This is a genomic window from Luteibacter anthropi (assembly GCF_011759365.1).
In the GTDB taxonomy this organism is placed as follows: domain Bacteria; phylum Pseudomonadota; class Gammaproteobacteria; order Xanthomonadales; family Rhodanobacteraceae; genus Luteibacter; species Luteibacter anthropi.
The window spans coordinates 115,518-137,322 of sequence record NZ_JAARLZ010000002.1 but is presented as its reverse complement, the minus strand read 5'-3'; the positions used below and the strand labels follow the sequence as shown (position 1 = coordinate 137,322).

Annotated in this window: 15 protein-coding genes; 11 read left to right on the top strand and 4 right to left on the bottom strand. The window is 63.6% G+C overall.

The features are described from left to right. The 4 genes from HBF25_RS03360 to HBF25_RS03345 all read right to left on the bottom strand — a co-directional run bounded on the left by HBF25_RS03360 (position 1) and on the right by HBF25_RS03345 (position 6,518). Entirely contained in the window at positions 1 to 2,727 is a 2,727-nt protein-coding gene (locus HBF25_RS03360; RefSeq protein WP_166946538.1) for an RHS repeat domain-containing protein, read from the bottom strand. Between the two features lie 247 nt (positions 2,728 to 2,974). Further along, on the bottom strand, positions 2,975 to 3,904 hold the full coding sequence (locus HBF25_RS03355) for a M14 family metallopeptidase (RefSeq protein ID WP_166946537.1): 930 nt from the start codon (positions 3,902 to 3,904) through the stop codon (positions 2,975 to 2,977). 62 nt (positions 3,905 to 3,966) lie between these two features. Beyond that, entirely contained in the window at positions 3,967 to 6,078 is a 2,112-nt protein-coding gene (locus HBF25_RS03350; RefSeq protein WP_166946536.1) for a phosphocholine-specific phospholipase C, read from the bottom strand. Between the two features lie 101 nt (positions 6,079 to 6,179). Next, positions 6,180 to 6,518: a winged helix-turn-helix transcriptional regulator gene (locus tag HBF25_RS03345; protein WP_166946535.1), complete on the bottom strand. Its 339-nt coding sequence runs from the start codon at positions 6,516 to 6,518 to the stop codon at positions 6,180 to 6,182. A 127-nt stretch (positions 6,519 to 6,645) separates the two neighbouring features. Between HBF25_RS03345 and gstA the strand changes: the two genes are divergently transcribed. From gstA to HBF25_RS03290, 11 genes are all read left to right on the top strand, one after another. Beyond that, positions 6,646 to 7,278, top strand: a complete 633-nt coding sequence (gene gstA / locus HBF25_RS03340) for a glutathione transferase GstA (protein WP_166946534.1) — start codon at positions 6,646 to 6,648, stop codon at positions 7,276 to 7,278. A gap of 189 nt (positions 7,279 to 7,467) precedes the next feature. Beyond that, the gene (locus HBF25_RS03335) at positions 7,468 to 8,202 is read left to right on the top strand and encodes an HpcH/HpaI aldolase family protein (RefSeq protein ID WP_166946533.1); all 735 of its coding nucleotides are present in this window, start codon (positions 7,468 to 7,470) and stop codon (positions 8,200 to 8,202) included. A gap of 31 nt (positions 8,203 to 8,233) precedes the next feature. Further along, a complete protein-coding gene (locus HBF25_RS03330) occupies positions 8,234 to 9,457 on the top strand; it encodes an ATP-grasp domain-containing protein (protein WP_166946532.1) in 1,224 nt (407 codons plus the stop codon). After that, the gene (locus HBF25_RS03325) at positions 9,454 to 11,232 is read left to right on the top strand and encodes an IucA/IucC family protein (protein ID WP_166946531.1); all 1,779 of its coding nucleotides are present in this window, start codon (positions 9,454 to 9,456) and stop codon (positions 11,230 to 11,232) included. Before HBF25_RS03330 ends, HBF25_RS03325 begins: the two co-directional genes overlap by 4 nt. Continuing rightward, positions 11,229 to 12,401, top strand: a complete 1,173-nt coding sequence (locus tag HBF25_RS03320) for an MFS transporter (protein ID WP_166946530.1) — start codon at positions 11,229 to 11,231, stop codon at positions 12,399 to 12,401. Before HBF25_RS03325 ends, HBF25_RS03320 begins: the two co-directional genes overlap by 4 nt. Next, a complete protein-coding gene (locus tag HBF25_RS03315) occupies positions 12,379 to 14,127 on the top strand; it encodes an IucA/IucC family protein (RefSeq protein WP_166946529.1) in 1,749 nt (582 codons plus the stop codon). Before HBF25_RS03320 ends, HBF25_RS03315 begins: the two co-directional genes overlap by 23 nt. Continuing rightward, positions 14,124 to 15,368 (top strand): type III PLP-dependent enzyme, encoded by a 1,245-nt coding sequence (locus HBF25_RS03310; RefSeq protein ID WP_166946528.1) that lies wholly within the window; start codon positions 14,124 to 14,126, stop codon positions 15,366 to 15,368. Before HBF25_RS03315 ends, HBF25_RS03310 begins: the two co-directional genes overlap by 4 nt. Positions 15,369 to 15,440: 72 nt before the next feature. After that, positions 15,441 to 18,089: a M16 family metallopeptidase gene (locus HBF25_RS03305; RefSeq protein WP_208392420.1), complete on the top strand. Its 2,649-nt coding sequence runs from the start codon at positions 15,441 to 15,443 to the stop codon at positions 18,087 to 18,089. A gap of 64 nt (positions 18,090 to 18,153) precedes the next feature. Further along, the gene (locus HBF25_RS03300) at positions 18,154 to 19,053 is read left to right on the top strand and encodes a patatin-like phospholipase family protein (RefSeq protein WP_208392394.1); all 900 of its coding nucleotides are present in this window, start codon (positions 18,154 to 18,156) and stop codon (positions 19,051 to 19,053) included. A gap of 231 nt (positions 19,054 to 19,284) precedes the next feature. Next, on the top strand, positions 19,285 to 19,644 hold the full coding sequence (locus tag HBF25_RS03295) for a DUF2946 domain-containing protein (RefSeq protein ID WP_166946525.1): 360 nt from the start codon (positions 19,285 to 19,287) through the stop codon (positions 19,642 to 19,644). Between the two features lie 59 nt (positions 19,645 to 19,703). Continuing rightward, positions 19,704 to 21,803: a TonB-dependent copper receptor gene (locus HBF25_RS03290; protein ID WP_166946524.1), complete on the top strand. Its 2,100-nt coding sequence runs from the start codon at positions 19,704 to 19,706 to the stop codon at positions 21,801 to 21,803. Positions 21,804 to 21,805 lie beyond the last annotated feature (2 nt).

Sequence of the window (21,805 nt, the reverse complement as noted above, 5' to 3'; positions counted from 1 at the left end):
CTAGTTCGCGCTCATCCCACGCGTGACGCTTAATGGCGCGCCAAAAACATCTCGGCCAATATCCGTACGCATGCCTTCTGGCGCAACGATCCATACTGGCTGGTCGTAACGAGGCTCTTCCAGAAAGAAGTAGCCGGTCGTCGTCGTGAACTTGCGTGGATTCGTCACCCTGGTCTGTACGCCGGATAAGTACTCGGTAGTGGTAACCAAGGGGCCAAGCTCGGAATCCTGCGTGATGCTTCTGACCCGGCCGAGTCCATCGTAGATGGTCGTGGTGCCAGGCATCGCTGCGCCATAGTCCAGCCCACCATCTGTCTGAGGGTTGCGTGGATAGGAGGCGAATATGGTGCGGCCGTTGCTGTCGTAACGCGTGACTGTTCCTCGGGAGGTGGCCTGGGAATTTTGTACATCTTCTTCCTGGGTGGCCACTGGTCGCCAAAGTGCATCAAAATAGCTCGTTTTCTTGCCTGATCCGCTCGTTATCGTCTGCCGCCAATGACCAGGAGCGAGGCCATTTTCCACGCCCTGCACCTGCACAAAGGCCTGGTGTATGACATTGCCTTGAGGTGGAGTAAGTGCCGTCATTCGACCCATGGCGTCATAATCATAAGTGGTGACAAAGCCATTTTCATCGGTCAGCGAACGAATAAGGCCGAGATCGTCGATCACCGAAGACTTTGTGGTGTTGTCGGCGAAGGTAATGATCTGAGGAAGGCCGCGTTTCCAGCTGGAAAGCGTCGTCGTCTTTTGATTGCCGTCTGTTGCAGTCTGGAGTGTGCCGTCGCTGTAATAGGTCATCGACGCCTGCAGCTTCCCGAAGCTATATGTGCGGGAAGGCAATGCCGTGGTTGCTTCATAATCCGTTTGCGAGACCACCTTGTTGGTGTCGACGTTGGTCACTTTGGCGACCTGTCCAATCACCCACTTCGCCGTGTCATCGTAATAGGAGGTGATATCCGTGCGGTGATACCAGAGGTTGCTCTTGGTAACACTGGTTGCTTTTGCGAAGGCATCGAATCCGTTCACTGTCGATGTGGAGGTGATGCCGTCTTGTGTTAGCGATCGGATGATTTGCGGTCGATTTCTTTCCGAAAAATAGCTGTTCTCACCTTCGGGTGATTGACCAACAGGTTCCGCGAACGATTGATGCCCGGCGTCTGCGTTGGCGAGATAAGTGTTTGCACTTACCTGCAGGAGCACGCCATCTTTGTAGACTTCTTTTTTCAGGAGCTGGCCATCGTTTACTTCGAACTGCACCCCATAGGTATATATCGTACGCACCCCTTCCGGGTCGATCGTCGTAGTGGTCTTTGTCGTCTCGCTGTTGGCTTTGCAGTAGTCGACAAAGCATCCTATGGGCGTGGCATAACTGAAATTCCAGGCGTAGGTTGGGAGTCCTGGACCTGAGATGCTCTTGGACTTGATTGCCATGACATCAAAGCGTGCAGGTATGGAAGAGGATGAGCCCATTTGAAGATCTTCAAAGTCAAGATCTATATCGGCATTGCCTCCATCACCAGCCTGCGGAGTGTGGCAATTGGGGCGAACAAAAGTGCGTCCATGGCGAACGGCATCGAATTCAAATGTGCCTACGGCGCCAGAAGGGTGCTGGATGGTACCGATGGAATCGTTACTCTTGAGTACGCGCATCCACGAGCAGTTGAGCGATTTATCGTACACGGGATGCACCGTACCTTGTTGATACGTGTCGTCATATCCCAGGCCCTGGCGATCCAGGGGTTTAAAATTGATACTCCAGGCGCTTTGATCCGGCAAGGTTACCGAAATCAAGCTTCCATCCGGGTCATACGCATAAGTCCATGTCCGCGAGCCGTCACTGGCGGTGCCCACCTTGTCCTGTCCCGCGACCGTTCGATAAGTCAAGGTCAAGGCCCGGCCGTCGCTGGCGGTGATTTGCATGAGCTTTCCACCGTCCCAGGCATATTGCACCCAATTGCCACGGGCATCCTCGATGCGCGTTGGGTATATGCGAATTTCTTGCCTTGGGACTGGCGTATTGGTCAGGGTCAGCCTCGGATCACCGTTATGAGACGATGTAACCAGGGTCTTCGAAGGCTTCAGTATGGATGCGTAAGGGAGCCTCACCATCCAATCGAAATAGTACCTGGTGCCATCGGGCGACTGCGCAATGAAGCCTTCACCCGGATCTCCACTTTTGAGTGTGGGCAAGCAGGAGAAATACCAGTACTGGCTGGTCACCCAGGGATGGACCTTGCCGTCGGTCGGTTGAGGCCGAGTATAACTCGTAGATTGCAGCATTTCCTGGCTGCCGTCTGGAGTAACGAGATGGTATCCGTGCCAGTACTCCCACGCCTCTACATCGAGACTGGCGCCCTGCGGTCGAAACGTCGGTGGCGCAGCTCCCTGCGAGCATCGGTTATTGTTGTAAACATAAGGAGGCGTGGTCGACAATCCCTGCCAACCCATTTGCGCGAAAACACCCCCGATGTAGGGGATGCCGATATCCCAGTCTCCGAAAAGGTATTCGTTCCAGCGGCCGCCCCTTGCTTCCACGCTGAAATGTCGCTCGATAGCGACTGGCAACGCATTGTTTCCCGGAATACTGACATCGGTGACCAGGAACTCTGTCTCACCCGTAGCCAGGTTCGTCTTGTCACCGAATAACTCGGAGGTCTCTGCCTTAATCGTCTCCGCGGCTTTGATGCGCTTATCGTATTCTTCCGCATAGGTTTTCACCTGAGCCATTGAAGCCGTCGGAAGTAACCCGATGGAAAGTAGCGGCAACGTAACAAACCAGAGCCGAAATACAGACACGCAAAAACGGGACCACCGTCCCTGTGGCGCATGCGACATTGTCGATCCCCTGTGGCCTACGCATGATGCGAGGCGCGCCGCAAGATCCTGATGCAGGATTTATCGACAGTCAATAGTCAGTTGATAGCCATGCCGTCACTGGGACATTGCGGATGATTCTCAGGCTCTCGACCGGCCCTCAATTCCTTTGCGCGAGTGCGTAAGCAACGGCCGCACGCACGGCGACGGCCTGTGCTTCGTTGCACTGCTCCGGCGTGGCCCGGGGACTGTCCGGATAGACCTCGGTGGTGGTGGTGAAGCGGGCGCCCGTGATGCCTGCGCACAAGCCAAGGTCGCGCAGCGCGTATTCGATGACGCCATGGGCCACGACGGGCGAGCCGATGATTTCGCCCTGCTCGTCGGCGGGGGCGATATGGGTGACCTTCTCCACTTCGTCGATCACGGCCTTCTGGAAGTCCGGCTGGCGGTTTGCCGTATCGTCGACGAGATAGAAACCATCGGGAATGCCGCCCGGCACGAAGGGCTTGCCGTCGCGCGCGGCCAGGGCCGGGCGGAACTCGCTTTCGTCGGAGTCGGTGGTCTCGTGCAGGTCGATGTGCAGCAGGAAGCGGCCGAGGAACGGCCTCACCAGCGCCATCAGCGAAGCGGACTCGTTGGCAGGGCTGCCCTCACGGAACGAACGGTTCGGATCGATGGCGTCGTAGTTCCAGCGCTGGATGCGCTCGTAGGCCCAGGGGCTGACGCACGGCGCCACGAGCAGGTTCACCTTGCCGGCAAACGCTTCCGCATAGGTCTCCACGAAGCGCAGTGCGCCGTGCACGCCGCTGGTCTCGTAGCCGTGCACGCCACCGGTGACCAGCACGCAAGGCAGCTCATCGCGCCAGTGGCGGCTGCGGATGGCGAACATGTCGTAGCTGTCGTGGTGGTATTCCAGGTGGCCGTAGCTGTGCACATCGAAGCGCGAACGCAGCGCTTCGATCTTGGGCAGCACTTCGTTCCTGTAAAGGCGCTTCTGCATCAGCGAGGCACGCCACTGCGCGACTTCCGCCGTCCCCCAGGGTGTGCCGGGTGTACCGATGGGGAAAGGCGTGGCTGCGGTCGCGGTCATGGCGTCGTCGGCTTCGTGGGAGGGATGGAACCCCACAATGTAGCACCCCTCCCTGCCCGACTTCAGCCGTTGCGTGGCGCCAGGGCAGGATCGCTCAACGAAGGACGCCCTGTTTCCAGGTGCCCTGCCATGCGCCGCAGGAAGCGCGGATCGGTGTCGCAGGTGGCCGTGAGGTCATACCAGTGGTCGCTGGCGGACACATCGCGGACCACTTCCACGTGCGCGCCGGGCGCCAGCGGGTGATGGGTGGGCGTGGCGTCGGCGTAGTGATTGGCCGCCAGGGTCACGGTGCAGGCACGCTCGCCGCTGTTCACCAGAAGAAGCTTCAGTTCGCCGGGGCGGCTGCCCTGCACCACGGTCACTTCGGGCAGGGCCAGTGTCGCGCGGTCCGCTGCGGCATCGGGCTGGCTGCCGCTGAACTGGCGATAGAAGGCGTTCGGGCCGTGAACGGTGAGATCGTAGGCGTTGCCGCTATAGAGGCTGGTCCAGTAGTCGGACAAGGCTTTGCCGGCTTCCACGGTATACGCCCACGGGCCATCCGAGCGGGAGGTCGAGGACACATGGAAGAAGGCCCCGGTACGGCCACCGTTGCCGAAGTCGAGCCAGTACTTGCCGTTGTCGATGTCCAGGCGACCGGACAGGCCAGGCTGATAAGGCAGCGGACGCGTACGCCGGCGACCGGCCTCCTGGTCGGGCAGATGCTGCGTCGTCGGCGGCGTGGGTACGAAATCCTTGTGCTGCTGGCGATCGGGAACATAGGCCTTCGTTCCCGGCAGGTGCACCGCACCCGCATCCGGATGACTGAAATCGAAGGCACTGGTCAGGTCGCCGCAGATGGCGCGGCGCCACGCCGAGATATTCGGCTCGTGCACGCCGAAGCGCTGCTCGAGGAAACGGACGATCGAGGTATGGTCGAACACCTCCGAGCAGGCCCAGCCGCCCTTGCTCCATGGCGACACCACCAGCATCGGCACGCGCACGCCAAGTCCGTAGGCACCGGAAACGAAGCCGCCGCCGCCCGGATAGATCTCGCCGTCGGTGGCCACGGTGGACAGGCCCTGCGAGCGGGCCGCCGGCGGATAGGCAGGTACCATGTGGTCGAAGAAACCGTCGTTTTCATCGTAGGTGATGAACAGGGCCGTCTTGCTCCAGACCTCCGGATTGGAGGTGAGTGCTTCCAGCACCTGGTCGATGTACCAGGCGCCGTAATTGGCCGGCCAGCTGGGATGCTCCGTATAGGCTTCCGGTGAGCAGATCCACGAGACCTGCGGCAGCTTGCCTGACTGCACGTCGTTCTTCAGCAGTTCGAACAGCGACTGGCCCGCCGAGGTCTTCGTGCCGGTGCGTGCCTTTTCATACAGCGCACTACCCGGCTGCGCGTTGCGATAGTTGTCGAAATACAGCAACGAGTTGTCGCCGTAGTTGCCGATGTACGGGTCGGACGTCCAGCCCCAGTGACCGGCGGCATCCAGGCCCTGCCCCACGTCCTGGTAGATCTTCCAGGAAATGCCGGCCTGTTCCAGCCGCTCGGGATAGGTGGTCCACGAATAGCCTTTCTCGGCGTTGTCGAGCACGGGACCTGCGCCCTTGCCGTCGTTGCCCACGTAACCGGTCCACATGTAGTAGCGGTTGGGGTCCGTGGAGGACAGCAGCGAGCAATGGTAGGCATCGCAGATGGTGAAGGCGTCCGCCAGCGCGTAATGGAACGGGATGTCCTCGCGCGTGAGGTAGGCCATCGTCGTGGTGCCCTTGCTGGGCACCCATCCGTCGTAGCGGCCCTGGTTCCAGGCGGCGTGGGTGTCGTTCCAGCCGTGCGGGAGGTCCACGATGAACTGGAGGCCCAGGTCATCCGCCACGGGACGGAACGGCATCAGGTAGTCGTCGTGTCCCGGCGCCGTGGGCTGCTGCCATACGCTGCGATCGGCGGAAAGCATGAAGGGCCGGGGGTCGCCGAAGCCGCGCACGCCTCGCAGGCTGCCGAAGTAATGATCGAACGAGCGGTTTTCCTGCATGAGGATCACCACGTGCTCGATATCGGCGAGCGTGCCCGTGCGTCGTGCAGCGGGCACTGCGAGCGCCTTGCTGATGGACGGGGGAATTACGCCGGCGGTCATGGCCGCGGCGGTGGCACCCAGGGACAGCTTGAGGAAGTGACGACGACCGTTCTCGGCCATGAGAGTCCTTGATGAAGGTCTGGGGTCAGGCCACCTGGCCTGGAGCGCGGCTCATTGTGCTGAGCGTCCATGACAAACGTATTCAGCGACCCGTGCATGGTTCACGGATTGACTGATTCATCCGCGTTGCGTTGTTTGAGCCACATGCCAAACCCCTTCATGGCATCGACCACCGGCAGCAGGCGCAGGCCGTCTTCCGTCAGCTGGTAATCGACGCGCGCCGGCACGGTCGCGAACACCGTACGACTGATGAGCCCTGCCTCTTCAAGGGCGCGCAGATCGAGCGTGAGCATACGTTGCGAGATGCCGGGCAGCATCCTGCGCAATTCGTTGAAGCGACGCGGACCGTCGAGAAGGAAAGACACGATGAGCAATCGCCAGCGACCACCGAGCAGGCGCATCGACTCCTCGACGGAACATCCCGTCACGCTGTCTTTCATGGGAATTCCCTGGCGGCGGTATAAAAAATGTACCTGCACGACATTTTAGTGCCTTCTTCCTTATTTAGCCCGCGTGCCTAGAATGCCACGTCGCCGGTGCTTGACCGGACGACGACAGGAATACCGGATGAAGCTTTACTACATCCCCGCGGCATGCTCGCTGGCGCCGAACATCGTGGCGCATGAACTGGCTCTCGACTTCACGCTGGTGCGGATGGTCCCGAAGACGCACCGGACAGCCGAAGACGAAGATTACTTTTCTATCAATCCCTTGGGCTATGTTCCTCTTATCGAGCTCGAAGATGGAACCCGGCTTCGGGAAGGTACCGCCATCCTGCAATACCTGGGCGATCTGAAGCCCGACACGCAGCTGGTACCGGCCCACGGCACGCTGGCCCGTTATCGGCTGGTCGAATGGCTGGGCTTTCTTTCCACCGAGATCCACAAGGGATTCATTCCCCTGCTTTACGCCAGGCTGGCAGGGGACTACGTCGATACGGCGCGGCCGAAGTTGCGCGCGCGTTTTGAGTGGATCGACGGGGAACTGGATGGAAAAGACTGGCTGATGGGCGAGCGGTTCACCGTGGCCGATGCGTATCTGTTTTCGCTTATCGGTTGGGCGCAGGCGTCGTGGCTGACGACGTATGTGAAGACGGATCTGCGGCTGGATGATTTGTCTCGCCTGGCTGCGTGGTATGGGCGGATGAAGGAGAGGTCGGCTGTGCGTCGGGCGATTGAATCCGAGGGACTAATCTTTTGATATTAATAGATTATAAATCATAGTTAATCCTTATTTTAGGGGCTGGCCGTGGCGGCGGCTGGGTGGGTATGCGTTCCAGACGGTCGCCGACAAGGTCGGCTCCTACGGGTTTTGGGTGACGGGTCACGTAATTGATAACGATTTTCATTTAGATATACTGCCCACCCCCAAAGCCAGCGGTTCGTGACCATGCGCAGCCTGATCGGCCTGCTCAATTCCGTGCCATCCCCCCTGCTTTGCGAGATGTTCGGTGCCGCCGGATTCGATTTCGTGGTGCTGGACCTCGAACATCAGCTCGTCTCTCCCGACGATCTGCAACACGCCATCCGTGCCTGCGAACTGGGCGGTTGCGAGCCCTGGGTACGTGTGCCGGAGGTGGACGCCAAGCTGATCGGCCGGGTGCTCGATGCCGGTGCGAAAGGCATCGTGATCTCCCGGCTGGAAACGGCAGACGAAGCGCGCCGGGCTGTCGAGGCCGCGCACTTCCCGCCGCTGGGCCGTCGCGGCATCACCGGAGGCCGCGTCACCGGTTTCGGGCGGACTTCGCTGGACGATTACATCGCCAGCACACGCGACGGCATCCGTGTGGTACCGATGATCGAAAGCCTAGCCGGTATCGATGCCCTGCCCGGCATCCTCGCCGTGCCGGGCGTGAGCGCCATCATGGAGGGGGCGCTCGATCTCGCCCTCGACTTGGGCCTCGGGCCACAAGCCATGCATCCCGACGTCTGGACCCGGCTGCTTGCCATGGCGGCGCTTTGCGACGCCGCCGGCATACCGTTCTGTCCCAATCCCCGCACATCCCAGCAGCGCGATCACTGGTTCGCACGCTCGCCGCGCTGGGTGCTTGCCGGCGAAGACCGCGGCCTTCTGCTCGGCGCGCTGCGCGCGCGCCGTCGCGAACTGGACAGCACCGCGTCCTGAAACGAATTCTTCCCCCTAGGTGAAAGTGGTCATGGATACGTCCCCGCTCGTCATCCTCGCGCATGTGCGCCACCCCGCCGTCACCGATGGCTTCCTGCCCGCCGCACGGCGGATGGGGCACCCCGTGGTGATTCTCACGGATCATCGTCACGACCATCTGCGCTGGTTCCATGATCATCCGGAACACATGCCCGCACGCATCATCGAATGCGATGTGTTCAATCCGCTGGCCGCCATCGATGCCTTGCGCAGCGCCGGCATCCGCCCGGCCGCCGTGTTCTCCAACAGCGACCACCTGCAGACCTCCACGGCGCTGGTAGCCGAAGGCTTCGGCCTGCCGGGCAAGGACTGGCGGGTCTGCTATGCGGCGAAGAACAAGGCAGCCACGCGCGAACGCCTGCGCGAACTGGGCCTGCCCACGCCGTGGTTCCACAGCCTGGTGCCCGGCGCCCAGGCACCGCTCGATACGCCCTGGCCCGTGGTGGCCAAGCCGCGCGAAGGCGTTGCCAGCATGGATGTTGCCCTGTGTGCCGACGCGGCGGCGCTGGATCGCTACCTGAAAGCCTTCTGGCAGCGCCATCCCGGTCGCACCGTGCTGCTGGAAGCCTTCATGGAAGGCCCGTTGTTCACGCTGGAAACCCTCGGCGACGGGCACGCGATGGAAGCCATCGGCGGCTTCGACGTCACCTTGTCCGAGCCGCCGCACTTCATCGAACTGGAAGCGCGCTGGAACGGGCCGGCGGTAACGCAGGGTCGCGATGCCGCCTTCGCGCAGGTGAAGGCGTTCGGTGCCACCTTCGGTATCTGCCACAGCGAATTCATCCTTACGCCGCAAGGCCCGGTGCTGGTGGAAATCAATTACCGCAGCATCGGCGACGGGCGTGAATTCATGCTCGACCGCATGCATGGCGGCCACTGGTTCGAGACCCTGCTCCGCCCCCATTTCGGCGAACGCCTCGCCCTGCCGGAACGCGTACGTCCACATGCACTGGTGCGCTATGTGGTGGCGTCCCGTGAGGGCTGGCTGGTGGCGGCACCGCAGAGCGGGCCGACCACGGGTGAGCGCTGGCATGCCGATTACCGCGCGCTGCGTCTCCAGGGTGACGAGATCCGGTTGTCTCATTCCAACAAGGATTACCTCGGCATCCTCAATATCGTGGCTGACGACGACGCCTCGCTGGAGGACGCGCTGGCAACCGCTCATGCCCCGCTGCACTGGGACGTGGCGGACCAGTTGCCAGGAGTGGCCGCATGACTGCCCGTCCCTCGTTCGACGCGGGCGATGAGGCCTATATCGTCCGCCGCATCGTGGATTGCTGCCTGCGTGAAAACCTCCGTGGCCTGGTGTCGCAGGGCGGCTTTGCCGCGCCCGCGGCCGATGTACTGCGCGCATGGCCGCATGCGGCACCGGAGCACTGGTGGAGGGTGGATCATCTTCCCGGTGGACGACTCTGGCTACCGGTGGAATCGCGCGATTACATGCAGTCCATCGGGGTATCCGGGCACGGATGGATTCGCGAGGTAGAGGGCACGCCGCATTATGAGGACGAAGCTGCCCGCTGGCTGGCCCTGCTGGGGGAAGGCCTCGACGACGAGACGGTGACGTTGCACCGCGACTACGCCGAAGAGGCGGCATGCGCGACGGAACATCGCCGTCTCGCGCGAGAGGGCTACGGCGCCAACGCATTGCGGCTTGCCCGTGCGCTGACCCACGGCGACGCGGCCGAACGTGCCTTGTTGTGCGATCAGGTGGCCAGTCATCGCGACCATCCTTATTACCCGACGGCACGGGCCAAGTCCGGTTTCAGCGAGACCGACCTGCGGGCGTTCGCGCCCGAGTTCGCCCCCACGTTCGAACTGCACTGGCTGGCCGTACCTCGTGCGGCCGTCACCCGCACGTCGCCGGTGCCGGATTTCTGGCCGGCGATGACGGACCTGGGCCTGCCGACAGCCATGCAGGACACGCATGACGCCCTGCCCGTCCATCCGCTCACCTGGCAGCGCCTCGATACCTTCGGATTACCCGAAGGCGTCGTGCGTGCACCACAGCGTTTCATGGCGGTTCGCCCCACGCTTTCCGTACGCACGGTCGTGCCGCTGGCCCACCCCCGCCACCACATCAAGCTGCCACTGGTGATGCGCACCCTGGGCGCGCTGAACCTGCGCCTGATCAAGCCGTCCACCATCTACGATGGCCACTGGTTCGAACGCGTATTGCGCACCATCGAAACGAGCGATGACCGGCTTCGTGGGCGTTACGTCCACGTGGATGAATCCCACGGGGCTCATGTAGCGCAAGCGCGTCACCTGGCCTACATCGTGCGGGCGTATCCGGTGCCCGCCGATGAAACCCTGCTGCCGGCGGCGGCATTCTGCGCGCCGATGCCGGATGGCAGGCCGCTCGCCCTGCATGTCGCCGACCGCTTTCACGGTGGCGACGTGCATGCGTGGTGGCGCGGCTATGTATCGCTGATGTGCGAGATCCACCTGCGCCTGTGGTTGCGCTACGGCATCGCGCTGGAATCCAACCAGCAGAATGCCGTGCTGTCCTATCGACCGGGCGCCGCACCGACGCTGCTCATGAAGGACAACGACGCGGCACGCGTGCTGCCGGGCCGCCTGTATGCCCGCTTGCCCGAACTGAAGGCGCTCGGTGAGCCGCAGGATGCGCGCATCGTGGTCGACAACGATGCCGCACTCGGCCGCATGTTCTGCACCATCACCCTGCAACTGTGCCTGCTGGCCGTGCTTGAAGGCGTGGCCGAACACCTGCCCGATGAGCGCAGTGCCTTCTACACGACACTGGTCCACACCATTGAGGCCACGCTCGCATCCCTCGCGGACGAAGGCATCGACATCGCGCCGGCACGCGTCCTGCTCGATGCCGACGCGCTGCCGGTCAAATACCTGCTCAGTGCGGGCAGCCTGCTCAGCAAGCAGGCCACCGGCGCGTCCGACATCAACAAGTTCTACGGCGAGAGTGGCCCGAACTTCATGCGGGATCCGGCGCTGCGCGGGGTTCCTCGATGAGGGTCATCGGCCCGGTGCTGGTCGCGCACTATCTCGCGGCCTTTACCGCGCTGGGCATGCCGGTCTTCATGCCTCGCGTGCTGGCGGAACTGGCGCCGGGGGCACCGACCTGGCTGGCCGGTGTGCTCTATGTATTACCTACGCTGTGCACGGCGCTGACTGCCACGACATGGGGACGCCTCGCCGACCGCTATGGCCGGCGGCTTTCCCTGCTGCGTGCGCAGATGGGGCTGGCCCTGGGCTTTACGCTGGCCGGCTTCGCGCCAGACATTGCGTGGTTCGTCGTTGCCCTGGTCATCCAGGGCAGCTGCGGTGGTTCGCTGGCCGCGGCCAATGCGTACCTGTCCACGCAGTTCGCGAAAGAACCCGGCCGGGGCTCGCTCGCCCGGGCCCTGGACTGGACACAGTTTTCGGCCCGGCTGGCCATGGTGAGCGCACCGGCACTGCTTGGCGTGGCGATGGCGTGGGGTAGCGCACAGGAGCTTTACCGCTATCTGGCGGTGCTTCCGCTGGCTGCATTCGCCGTCACCCTGTGCCTGCCGAAGGACGAGGTCAGCGCGCCTGCCGAAGCAAAAGCGGCTTCGCCACGAGCCGCATGGCGCGACTGGAGCGGCCTGCTCAGCGTGCAGTTCCTGTTCTGCTTCGCGATGGTGGTGACCTTTCCCTACTTCGTGCCGTACACCGAAAAACTGGGAGTGACCCACGACAGCGCCGCCGGCCTGCTCTACAGCCTGCCGCACCTGGTGTACCTCGTTGCACTGCCATGGTGGCGCAGCCGCGCGACGGCACCGGAGCGGCCCCTGCTGCTTGGTCTTGCCCTGTTTTCCCTGGCCTGCGTGATCCAGGCCTCCATCGATTCCCCGGCCTGGCTCATTCCATCGCGCTGTATGTACGGCGCAGGCATGTTGCTGGCCATCGGAGGCATCAACCGTGCCCTGGGCGCACGTGCCAGTGGCGGTCGCGCCGGCCATGTCTTCGGTCTGTTCGATGCCTGTGGCAAGTGGGCCGGTGCCGTCGGTGGCGTTGTGGCCGGCGCGCTGGTCTCCCGTCTTGGCCTCGCCGCACCCTTCCTCGCAGCCTCGACCGCCGGCCTGGTTGCCGTCGCGGTCGCCGCCTATGTCTTCCGTCCCCAGAAGAGGCAGCTCCATGTCCCCGCAAGCGATACGTGAACAGTGGCACCAGGCCCAGGCCGAATCGCAGGCGATCGCCTGCTGGCTCAACTGCTATGTGCGTGAATTCGCCCTGCCGCGTGGGCAGGCCGACCTGGATTATCGCGGCCACGATGTACCGGCGGGCCTGCTGCAGGGTGAAGGACGCCTGCTGCGCATCGGTTTCGCCGACGCGGGCCATGCACTGTGCGTGCGCATCTCGCGCAGCAGTCGTCTGGGTCGTTGCGACTATGCCTCGGCACCGTACCTGAAATCGCCCGGCGAGCCCTGGCGCTGTGCCGATGCCGCGATGACCGTGCATTACCTGCTCGAACGCCTCGCGCCTGAGTGCGGCTTCAACGCCGAACTGCTCGGGCAGACGATGAACAGCGTAGAGATCGCCCGGGAGATCCTGACCCGCTCGCTCGGTGCGCCGCTGCATGGCGATGCCCTGCTTGATGCCGAACAGGGCATGCTCTGGGGTCACGCGCTACATCCGACGCCGAAGAGCCGCGAAGGCCTGCCCATTCCCGCCGTGCTCGATGCGTCGCCCGAAGTACGGGCCAGCCTGCCGTTGTACTGGTTCCGTATCGATCCGCGCCTGTTCCGTGCGCAGGGACGCGATGTCCGTGCGACGCTGGAAGATGCCGCGCAAGGCCCGGACCTTTATCCCTGCCACCCGTGGGAAGCCTCGCGCCTGCTGCAGAGCCCGGCGATGCGCAAGGCCATCGCCCAGGGCTGGATCGAACCGCTGGGGCCTCGCGGCCGCAACATGTATCCGACCTCGTCGGTGCGCACCATGTACCACCCGGACCTCGACTACTTCCTCAAGCTGTCGATCCACGTGCGCCTGACCAACTGCGTGCGCAAGAACGCCTGGTACGAACTGGAAAGCGCCGTGGCACTCACGGCGTTACTGGCGCCGGCATGGCAGGACATCGCCCGCCATGTGCCGGGTTTCGACGTCATGGTGGAGCCGGCCGCGACGACACTCGATTTCAGCCCGTTCTCCGACGATGCCGACGAACTGCGCGAGCTGACCGAAGGGTTTGGCATGCTTTATCGGGAGAACCTTTCCGCCCTGCATCGCAAGCGTTACCAGCCGCAGGTGGCCGGCGCCCTCTTCACCACCGACCGTGACGGCCGCAGCGTCTGCCGCCGGATGGTCGAACAGCTCGGCGGCCCCTACGATCACATGGCCCTGTGCTGGTTCGAGGCCTATGCGTCGATCCTGCTGGAAGGCAACTGGATGGCTTTCTTCCAGCACGGCGCCATCCTCGAACCGCACCTGCAGAACACCGTGGTGGGATTCGACCGTGGCATGCCGGCCAAGGTATGGATCCGCGATCTGGAAGGCACCAAGCTCGTCGAACACCTGTGGAGCGACGACCGCCTCGACGCGCTCACGCCCCGCGCCCGCGCCTCGGTGCTGTATCCGGCCGAACTGGGCTGGAAGCGCGTGGCTTACTGTGCGCTGGTGAACAACCTTGCCGAGGCGATCTTCCACCTGTGCGGCACCGACGAGGCCCTTGAACAGCGCATGTGGCAGTCCATCGCACAGATCGCGGAACGCTGGCAGCAGCGGCACGGCAGGCAGCCCTTGCTTGAAGGACTGATCGAGGGTGAAGCACTGCCCAGCAAGAACAACCTGCGCACCCGGCTATTCAAGCGCGCCGACCGCGATTCGGATTACACCCTGCTTCCGAGCCCCATCAACGCTCCGGCCCGTGCAAAGGTGGCTGCATGAACGTGGATGCCTCGCTGCCGCGGGTTCGCGAGGCCGTGGCCGGTTTGCGAAACAACGGCGAAGGCCCCGTATGCGCCTATGTCTACGACCTGGATGCACTGGCGGGCCATGCGCGCTGGATGCGCGAGCAACTGCCCGAAGGGTGCGAGCTTTACTACGCCGCCAAGGCCAATGCCGATGAGCCGGTGTTGCGTACCCTCGCCCCGTGGGTGGATGGTTTCGAAGCCGCCTCCGGCGGCGAACTGCGCTGGCTGAGGCTTTGCCAGCCCGGCAAACCGCTGCTCTTCGGTGGTCCGGGCAAACTCGACGACGAGCTGGCCGAAGCCCTCGTCGAACCCGGTTGCACGCTGCATGTTGAAAGCCTCGGCGAACTGCGCCGCCTGACTCGACTTGCCAAGGCGACGGGCCGGCGTGCCACGATCTTCCTGCGCATGAATATCGGCATCGACGGTGTGGCCGGCACCCGTCTCATGATGGGTGGCAAGCCCACGCCATTCGGCATGGATGAAGCGGATCTTGAAGAAGCCCTGGCCCTGGTGCGGGATCATGCGGACACGCTGGACCTGGAAGGCTTCCACTTCCACCTCATGTCCCACCAGCGCGACGCCCACGTGCAGCTGCACCTGGTGAACGCCTATCTCGACACGGTGCACCGGTGGCAGGACACGTATGGCATCCAGGTCCGCACCGTGAACGCGGGCGGTGGCTTCGGCGTGGACTATGCCGATGCCTCACAGTCCTTCGACTGGAGCGGCTTCTGCACCGGCCTGCGCACCCTGCTCTCCAGGCGACGGGAAACCCTGCGCCTTCGCTTCGAGCCCGGCCGTTACGTCAGCGTGGCCTGCGGCTGGTACGTGATGGAAGTGCTGGACATCAAGCGCAGTCACGGCGAGTACTTCGCGGTAGCCCGGGGTGGTACGCATCACTTCCGCACCCCGCCGGCACAAGGTCACGACCACCCGTTTGTCGTGATCCGGGGTAGCGAGCCACCAACGATCACGAACAGCCAGGTGACACTGGTCGGTCAGCTATGCACGCCGAAGGACGTGCTCGCCCGGGCGCAACCCATGACCGCGCTGGCGGTGGGAGACTGCCTGGCCTTTCCGCTGGCAGGCGCCTACGCATGGAACATCTCCCACCAGAACTTCCTGATGCATAAGCCACCGGCCATGCTCTACCTGCCACAAGGTGCGATCGAGTCCGATGACTATGCACCTGTCGCGCAAAATCTTGCTCGTTGACTTGCCCGGGCGTCGTAACAAGACTGCACACGAAACGGAACTCAGACGCTATATAAGGATTGCGCAGTGAAGATGTTCACCCTGAGACTGGCCGCCGCCATCAGCCTGGCGCTGGCTTCCGGCAGCGCCCTGGCCGTGACCGGCGATGCCGAGGTGACCCGTGCCACGCTCGACAACGGCCTTCGCGTCGTGATCGTGCGCGATACGCTGGCTCCCGTGATTACGACCGAGATCAACTACCTCGCCGGCTCCGACGAAGTGCCGGATGGCTTCCCCGGCACCGCGCATGCCGTGGAACACATGATGTTCCGGGGCAGCCCCGGCCTGAGCAAGGATCAGCTTTCGGCCATTGCCGCCAACATGGGCGGCGCGTTCAACGCGGACACCACCCAGGGCGTGACGCAGTACTACTTCGTGGCACCCTCGCAGGATCTCGAAGTCGCGCTGCGTCTGGAAAGCATGCGCATGCGTGGCGTAGACATGGACCCGAAGGAATGGGACAAAGAGCGCGGTGCGATCGAGCAGGAGGTCTCGCGTGATCTCTCCAGCCCGAACTTCAAGTTCTATACACAGATGCTGGAGCAGATGTTTGCCGGCACGCCCTACGCGCATACACCGCTCGGCACCCGTGACTCGTTCGACAAGACCACGGCGCCCATGCTGAAGCAGTTCGTCGATACCTGGTATGCGCCGAACAACGCGATCCTGGTGGTTTCCGGCGACGTCGATCCTGCCGCAACACTGGCGATGGTCAGGCAGCAGTTCGGCGACATACCGCGCAAGACCCTGCCCGCCCGTCCTGCCTTCGATTTCAAACCGGTGGCGGCAAAAACCATGCAGGTAACCACCGATGCGCCCTACGGCTCGGTGTACCTCGGTTATCGCCTGCCCGGACTCACCTCGAAGGATCACGCCACCGCCATGGTGCTGGGCATCGCACTGGGTTCGCAGCGCGCCGCGCTGGCCGGCATGCGTTTCGACGGTACGGCCCTGTTCGGTGGCTTCAGCGCAGAAGCCATGCCCCAGGCGGGCATCGGCATGGCGATCGGAATCTTCCCGAAGGGTGGCAATCCGCAGCCCGTACTGGCGAAGATGCGGGGCATTCTCGCCGATGCGGCGAACAAGGGTATCGATCCAGCCCTGGTCGAAGCCGCCAAGCGCAATGCCATCGCATCCATGGAATTCAGCAAGAACTCGGTCGGCGGCCTGGCCAATACGTGGTCGGATGCGCTGGCTTTCCAGGGTGCCGAATCGCCCGAAGCGCTCAAGGCGGCCATCGAGGCGGTGACACCGGAAGCGGTGAACGCGCTGGCGAAGAAAAGCCTGGACCCGGCGCACGCCATCACCGCCATCCTTACGCCGGAAAGCTCGGGCAAGCCGGGCGAAGGCAAGGGCTTCGGAGGAGCAGAGAGCTTCTCCTCCACGCCCGACAAACCCGTACAGCTACCCGACTGGGCCGAGCAGGCGTTTGCGAAGCTGGACGTGCCGGCGTCATCGATGCACCCGGTGTCCTATGTGCTGCCCAACGGCCTGAAACTGATCGTGCAGCCGGAAACCATCAGCGACACGGTGGAGCTCTTCGGCAGCATCAAGACCAACGAGGATACGCTGGCTGCCCCGGGTGAAGAGGGTATTTCCGGCCTTCTTGCCGGCCTGTTCCCCTATGGCACCACCAGCATGAACCGCCTGCAGTGGCAGGAAGCACAGGACGCCATCAGCGCACGCGTGCGCGCCGGCTACCGCTTCTCGCTATCGGTACCTTCTGCCCATTTTGTCGATGGCGTGAAACTACTGGCCGACAACGAACTGCATCCGGCCCTGCCTGCCGAAGGCTTCGCCGTCATGCAGCGCCAGGTGCTCAGCGAAGTCACGGGGGTGCTGCAGTCACCCGGCTTCCTGTTTCGCTACGGATTGAACAAGGCCTTGCTTCCGGCCGGCGATGCCGAACTTCGCCATGCCACGCCGCAGTCCGTATCGGCACTCACGCTGGACAAGGTCAAGGCGTACTACAACCAGACGTTCCGCCCCGACCTGACCACCATCGTCATCGTGGGCAAGGTCGATCCTGCGCAGGCAAGGCAGGTGATCGAGCAGGCCTTCGGTGACTGGAAGGCCACGGGGCCCAAGCCGCAGACCGAATACGCCGCCGTGCCTGCCAACCCCGCCGGGCAACTGCACGTACCTGATAAAAGCGCCACGCAGGACGAGGTGGAGATCGCGCAGACCATCGACATCACCTATGACGACCCGGCGCGCTATGCCATCAACCTGGGCAACCAGGTGCTGGGCGGTGGCTTCTACGCCTCGCGCCTCACCCGCGACCTGCGCGAGAAGCAGGGCCTGGTCTACTCCGTGGGCATGGCCTTCGATGCGCATAAGCATCGCAGTGTCTACCGGGTGGAGTTCGGCTCCGATCCCGACAAGGTCGGCACGGCCAGTGCACTGGTGGTGCAGAACCTGAAGCGCATGCAGCAGGAACCCGTGACCGATGCCGAACTCAGGCAGGCCAAAGGCATCCTGCTACGTCGCATTCCGTTGGGCGAGTCCAGTTTCGGGGCCATCGGTGGCCAGCTGCTGTCGATGTCGCAGGAAGACAAGCCCCTGGACGCCGTGACTGTCGCCGCACAGCACTACCTGGCGCTCACCGCCCCGGAAGTGCAGCAGGCCTTCGCGAAGTACGTGCGGCCGGATGCCATGGTGAAGGCCGTCAAGGGACCCTGATTGCGTATTAGCATAGGCGCATTGAACAGGCTATCCGGGGCAGCGGCAGATGACTGAAAAACATATGGCCCTGGTTCTCGGTGGTGGTGGGGCTGCGGGAAATGCCTGGATGATCGGCGTTATCGCCGGGCTGGCCGATGCGGGAATCGATATGACCGAGGCTGCCGACCTGGTGATCGGCACCTCGTCCGGTGCCACTGCGGCAGCGCACCTGCGAAGCGGCCGGACCCCCGCTATGTTGTTGTCTGGCATTTTGTCTGAAGTAACGCAGCCGGTCGGGCAGCGCCCGCAAGGGTCCCCGCCCATGCCAATGGACGCGGTTTTCGAACGGATGAGAGCGATCGGCGCGGCTGCCACCTCGGCCGCCGATCTATGTCGTGCGATGGGTGCGTTCGGGTTGGAATGCAACTCCATGCTCGATGGCTCGGCAGCTCAACGACGGCGCGCACTGGTTGCCTCACGGCTGCCAAATCTGGAATGGCCGGAAAAACCGATGGTCCTGGTGGCTGTCAACGCCCATACCGGAGAACCAGCCTTGTTCGACCGCCATTCCGGAGTCGAGCTGGTGGACGCGGTGACCGCGAGTACGGCTTTGCCCGGCGGCCCCACGCACACGATCCACGGGGTTCACTACATCAACGGCGGCGTGCGCTCTACCGACAATGCCGATCTCGCCTCAAGCTATGCAAACGTCGTGGTGCTCACGCCGTTCAGTGAACGAAGCGGTCCACTACCACCGGGACAGTTCGAGGGCTTGCGTAGATCTCCGGAATGGGGAAACGACCTGGCAAGTCAGGTTGAATCGTTGCGCAGCCAGGGCAGTCACGTCGTCGTGATCTCCCCGGACGCCGAGTCCCGCGTCGCCATGGGTACGAATCAGATGGACCTGGCAACCCGTGCGCCCTCTGCCCAGGCCGGTTTCGTACAGGGTAAGCGAGAAGCGACACAGCTGACGTTCCGTTGACGATGGAGCGTCCGCCGCGACCGCTGCAACGCTTCGATATCTCCATCCCAGATAATTCGCCCGGGCCCCGGCCGGTCTTCACCATCTCACTGCGGCCGGAGGAGCGGCTTCCCCTGCGCCTGACGGCCCGCCCGTAGCGGTTTTCACATAGGGCGCGGCAATGTGCCGCCCTCGGGCGGCGCAAGGCGCTGGCATCATCCGGGCATCGGAATCGAGGAACTCCCGGGGAACGTGTCAGGGAAGCGCACATGGCGATCATGGTTCGGCTGGCTGGCCTTCGTGGCAGCCGGGCTGCTGTCGATCGCCCCGGTCGTATCCGAGCTGCGGGCCGCCACCATCGACGAGGTGGTGGATGGCGCCTGGTGCGAGCCGGATCATCACGGCGACAGGCATCACGCCGGCCTGCTCGATGCCTGCGGATACTGCTCGTTCCTTGCTCACCACCCGCTCCTGCCTGGGCTTGCCGTCGCACTCATGCGGCCGCCGGCCACCGATATCCGTGCGCCGGGCCCCCTGCCCGTTTCGCCGCGACCGCTGCTGCCATGGCTGCGTGATATCGCACCGCGCGGACCTCCCTGTGCCCTGAGCTGAGTTTCGCGTGCACGCGCCATCGGGCGCGTGCCTTTCGCCAGGCCTTTCAGGGAATCACCATGTCTCATCGCATCCTCGCGGTGCGCGCCTCCGTGCGCGTCCGCCACCGCATCCTGCCCGCCACGCTTGCACTCGTGCTTTCTCCCGTCGCCGTGGCAAACGACGAGCCACCGCCATCGTCGTTGACACCCATCGTCGTGACCGCGCCGATGCAGACGGCGCCCCTCACCGTGGTTACCGACCCGAAAGCGCCACGCCAGCCCGTGCCGGCAAGCGACGGCGCGGACTTCCTGAAGTCCATCCCCGGCTTCGCCACCATCCGCAAGGGCGGCACGAACGGTGATCCGATGCTGCGCGGCATGAGCGGTTCGCGACTGAATATCCTGGTCGATGGCGGCCAGATCGGCGGCGGTTGTCCCTCGCGCATGGACCCACCCACCTCATACATATCGCCGCAGAGTTTCGACAAGGTCACCATCATCAAGGGGCCGCAAACCGTGATCCATGGCCCGGGCAACTCCGCCGGCACCGTGCTCTTCGACAGGGAGTTCACCCGTTACACCCGGCCCACCGTCTCGCTGGATGGCAGCATGCTGGGGGGCTCGTGGGGGCGCAACGACCAGTCGCTGGACCTTCGCGGCGGCGATGCCACCGGTTACCTCGGCATCACGGCCAATCACACCCGCTCGCAGGACTATGAAGACGGCGACGGCCGTCGCGTGCATTCCTATTACGACCGCTGGAATGCCGATGCGACGATCGGCTGGACGCCCGATGACGATACCCGCGTCGAACTGACTGTCGGTCGCGGTGACGGCAAGGCGGCCTATGCGTTCAGCGGCATGGACGGATCGCAGTTCCTCCGCGAAAGCGCCGGACTGAAATTCGTTCGCGAGCACATGAGCGAGCACTTCACGAAGCTGGAAGCACAGGCCTATGTGAACTATGCCGACCATGTGATGGACAACTACACGCTGCGCCATCCCGACCCGGCCTCGATGATGCCCATGGCGATGGCCAGCGACGTCGCCCGCCGTACCGTGGGCGGTCGCGTGGCCGCCACCTTCGATTGGGCACAGTCGTTCAATCTCGTCACCGGCATCGATGGTTCGCGCAATACGCATACGGCGCGCAACGGTGGTCCCCGCGACGGCATGCTGCCTTATTACCGGGCGTTGCCGCGTGATCGCGACGAGCGCATGGCCATCGTGGGCGCCTTCGCCGAAGCCACCTGGCATGTCGCCCAGCGCGAAAGGCTGCTGGGCGGCCTACGCCTCGACCGTGCGCAGGCCCGCGGTTATGGCCTGTCGTCCATATCGCAGGGGGACATGGGCGCGATGGCCATGCCCGGCAATGGAAGCACGATCGATGCAAGCCGCTCGTCCTGGCTGAAGTCCGGCTTCATGCGCTACGAGCGCGACCTGACGACGATGCCGGCCACGTTGTATGCCGGTATCGGCCACGTCGAACGCTTTCCCGATTACTGGGAGCTGTTCGGCCGTTATACGCAGAAGAGCCTCGACAGCTTTCGCCGCACACGTCCCGAACGCACCACCCAGCTCGACATCGGCGCCCAGTTCCGTGGCGAAGGCTGGCAGGCATGGGTATCGGCATACGCCGGTGTCGTGGACGATTTCATCCTGTTGCGCGGTGGCCGCGGCATGATGGCCATGGGCCGGGCCAGCAATATCGATGCACGCATCGCCGGTGGCGAGGCCGGCGCCGTCGTAGCCTTGTCACCCCGCTGGAAGCTTGATGGCACGCTGGCCTATGCCTGGGGCGAAAACCGCAGTGACGGACGTCCCCTGCCACAGATTCCGCCACTGGAAACCCGCCTGGGCCTCACCTACGACACGGGCACATGGTCCGTGGGTGGCTTGTGGCGCGTCGCGGCCGCCCAGCATCGCGTCTCGGTGGGCGATGGCAATATCGTCGGACTGGATCTCGGGCCGACGGCGGGCTTTGGCGTCTTCTCGCTCAATGGCGGCTATCGCCTCACGAAGCAGCTCACCCTCAGTGCAGGCTTCGACAACCTGCTGAACAAGACCTACGCCGAGCATGTGAATGCATCGACCGTGGGCCTGGTCGGCTATGCCGATACGCTGCGCGTCAACGAGCCGGGCCGCACGGCCTGGATGAAGCTGCAACTGAACATGTAAGG

What these genes read in the sequence shown, in the direction of transcription:
- HBF25_RS03310 (WP_166946528.1), top strand. Translation starts at nt 14,124, where the DNA reads ATGAACGTGGATGCCTCGCTGCCGCGGGTTCGCGAGGCCGTGGCCGGT.
- HBF25_RS03290 (WP_166946524.1), top strand. Translation starts at nt 19,704, where the DNA reads ATGTCTCATCGCATCCTCGCGGTGCGCGCCTCCGTGCGCGTCCGCCAC.
- HBF25_RS03355 (WP_166946537.1), bottom strand. Translation starts at nt 3,904, where the DNA reads ATGACCGCGACCGCAGCCACGCCTTTCCCCATCGGTACACCCGGCACA.
- HBF25_RS03360 (WP_166946538.1), bottom strand. Translation starts at nt 2,727, where the DNA reads ATGGCTCAGGTGAAAACCTATGCGGAAGAATACGATAAGCGCATCAAA.
- HBF25_RS03325 (WP_166946531.1), top strand. Translation starts at nt 9,454, where the DNA reads ATGACTGCCCGTCCCTCGTTCGACGCGGGCGATGAGGCCTATATCGTC.
- gstA (WP_166946534.1), top strand. Translation starts at nt 6,646, where the DNA reads ATGAAGCTTTACTACATCCCCGCGGCATGCTCGCTGGCGCCGAACATC.
- HBF25_RS03300 (WP_208392394.1), top strand. Translation starts at nt 18,154, where the DNA reads ATGGCCCTGGTTCTCGGTGGTGGTGGGGCTGCGGGAAATGCCTGGATG.
- HBF25_RS03350 (WP_166946536.1), bottom strand. Translation starts at nt 6,078, where the DNA reads ATGGCCGAGAACGGTCGTCGTCACTTCCTCAAGCTGTCCCTGGGTGCC.
- HBF25_RS03315 (WP_166946529.1), top strand. Translation starts at nt 12,379, where the DNA reads ATGTCCCCGCAAGCGATACGTGAACAGTGGCACCAGGCCCAGGCCGAA.
- HBF25_RS03320 (WP_166946530.1), top strand. Translation starts at nt 11,229, where the DNA reads ATGAGGGTCATCGGCCCGGTGCTGGTCGCGCACTATCTCGCGGCCTTT.
- HBF25_RS03335 (WP_166946533.1), top strand. Translation starts at nt 7,468, where the DNA reads ATGCGCAGCCTGATCGGCCTGCTCAATTCCGTGCCATCCCCCCTGCTT.
- HBF25_RS03305 (WP_208392420.1), top strand. Translation starts at nt 15,441, where the DNA reads ATGTTCACCCTGAGACTGGCCGCCGCCATCAGCCTGGCGCTGGCTTCC.
- HBF25_RS03345 (WP_166946535.1), bottom strand. Translation starts at nt 6,518, where the DNA reads ATGAAAGACAGCGTGACGGGATGTTCCGTCGAGGAGTCGATGCGCCTG.
- HBF25_RS03330 (WP_166946532.1), top strand. Translation starts at nt 8,234, where the DNA reads ATGGATACGTCCCCGCTCGTCATCCTCGCGCATGTGCGCCACCCCGCC.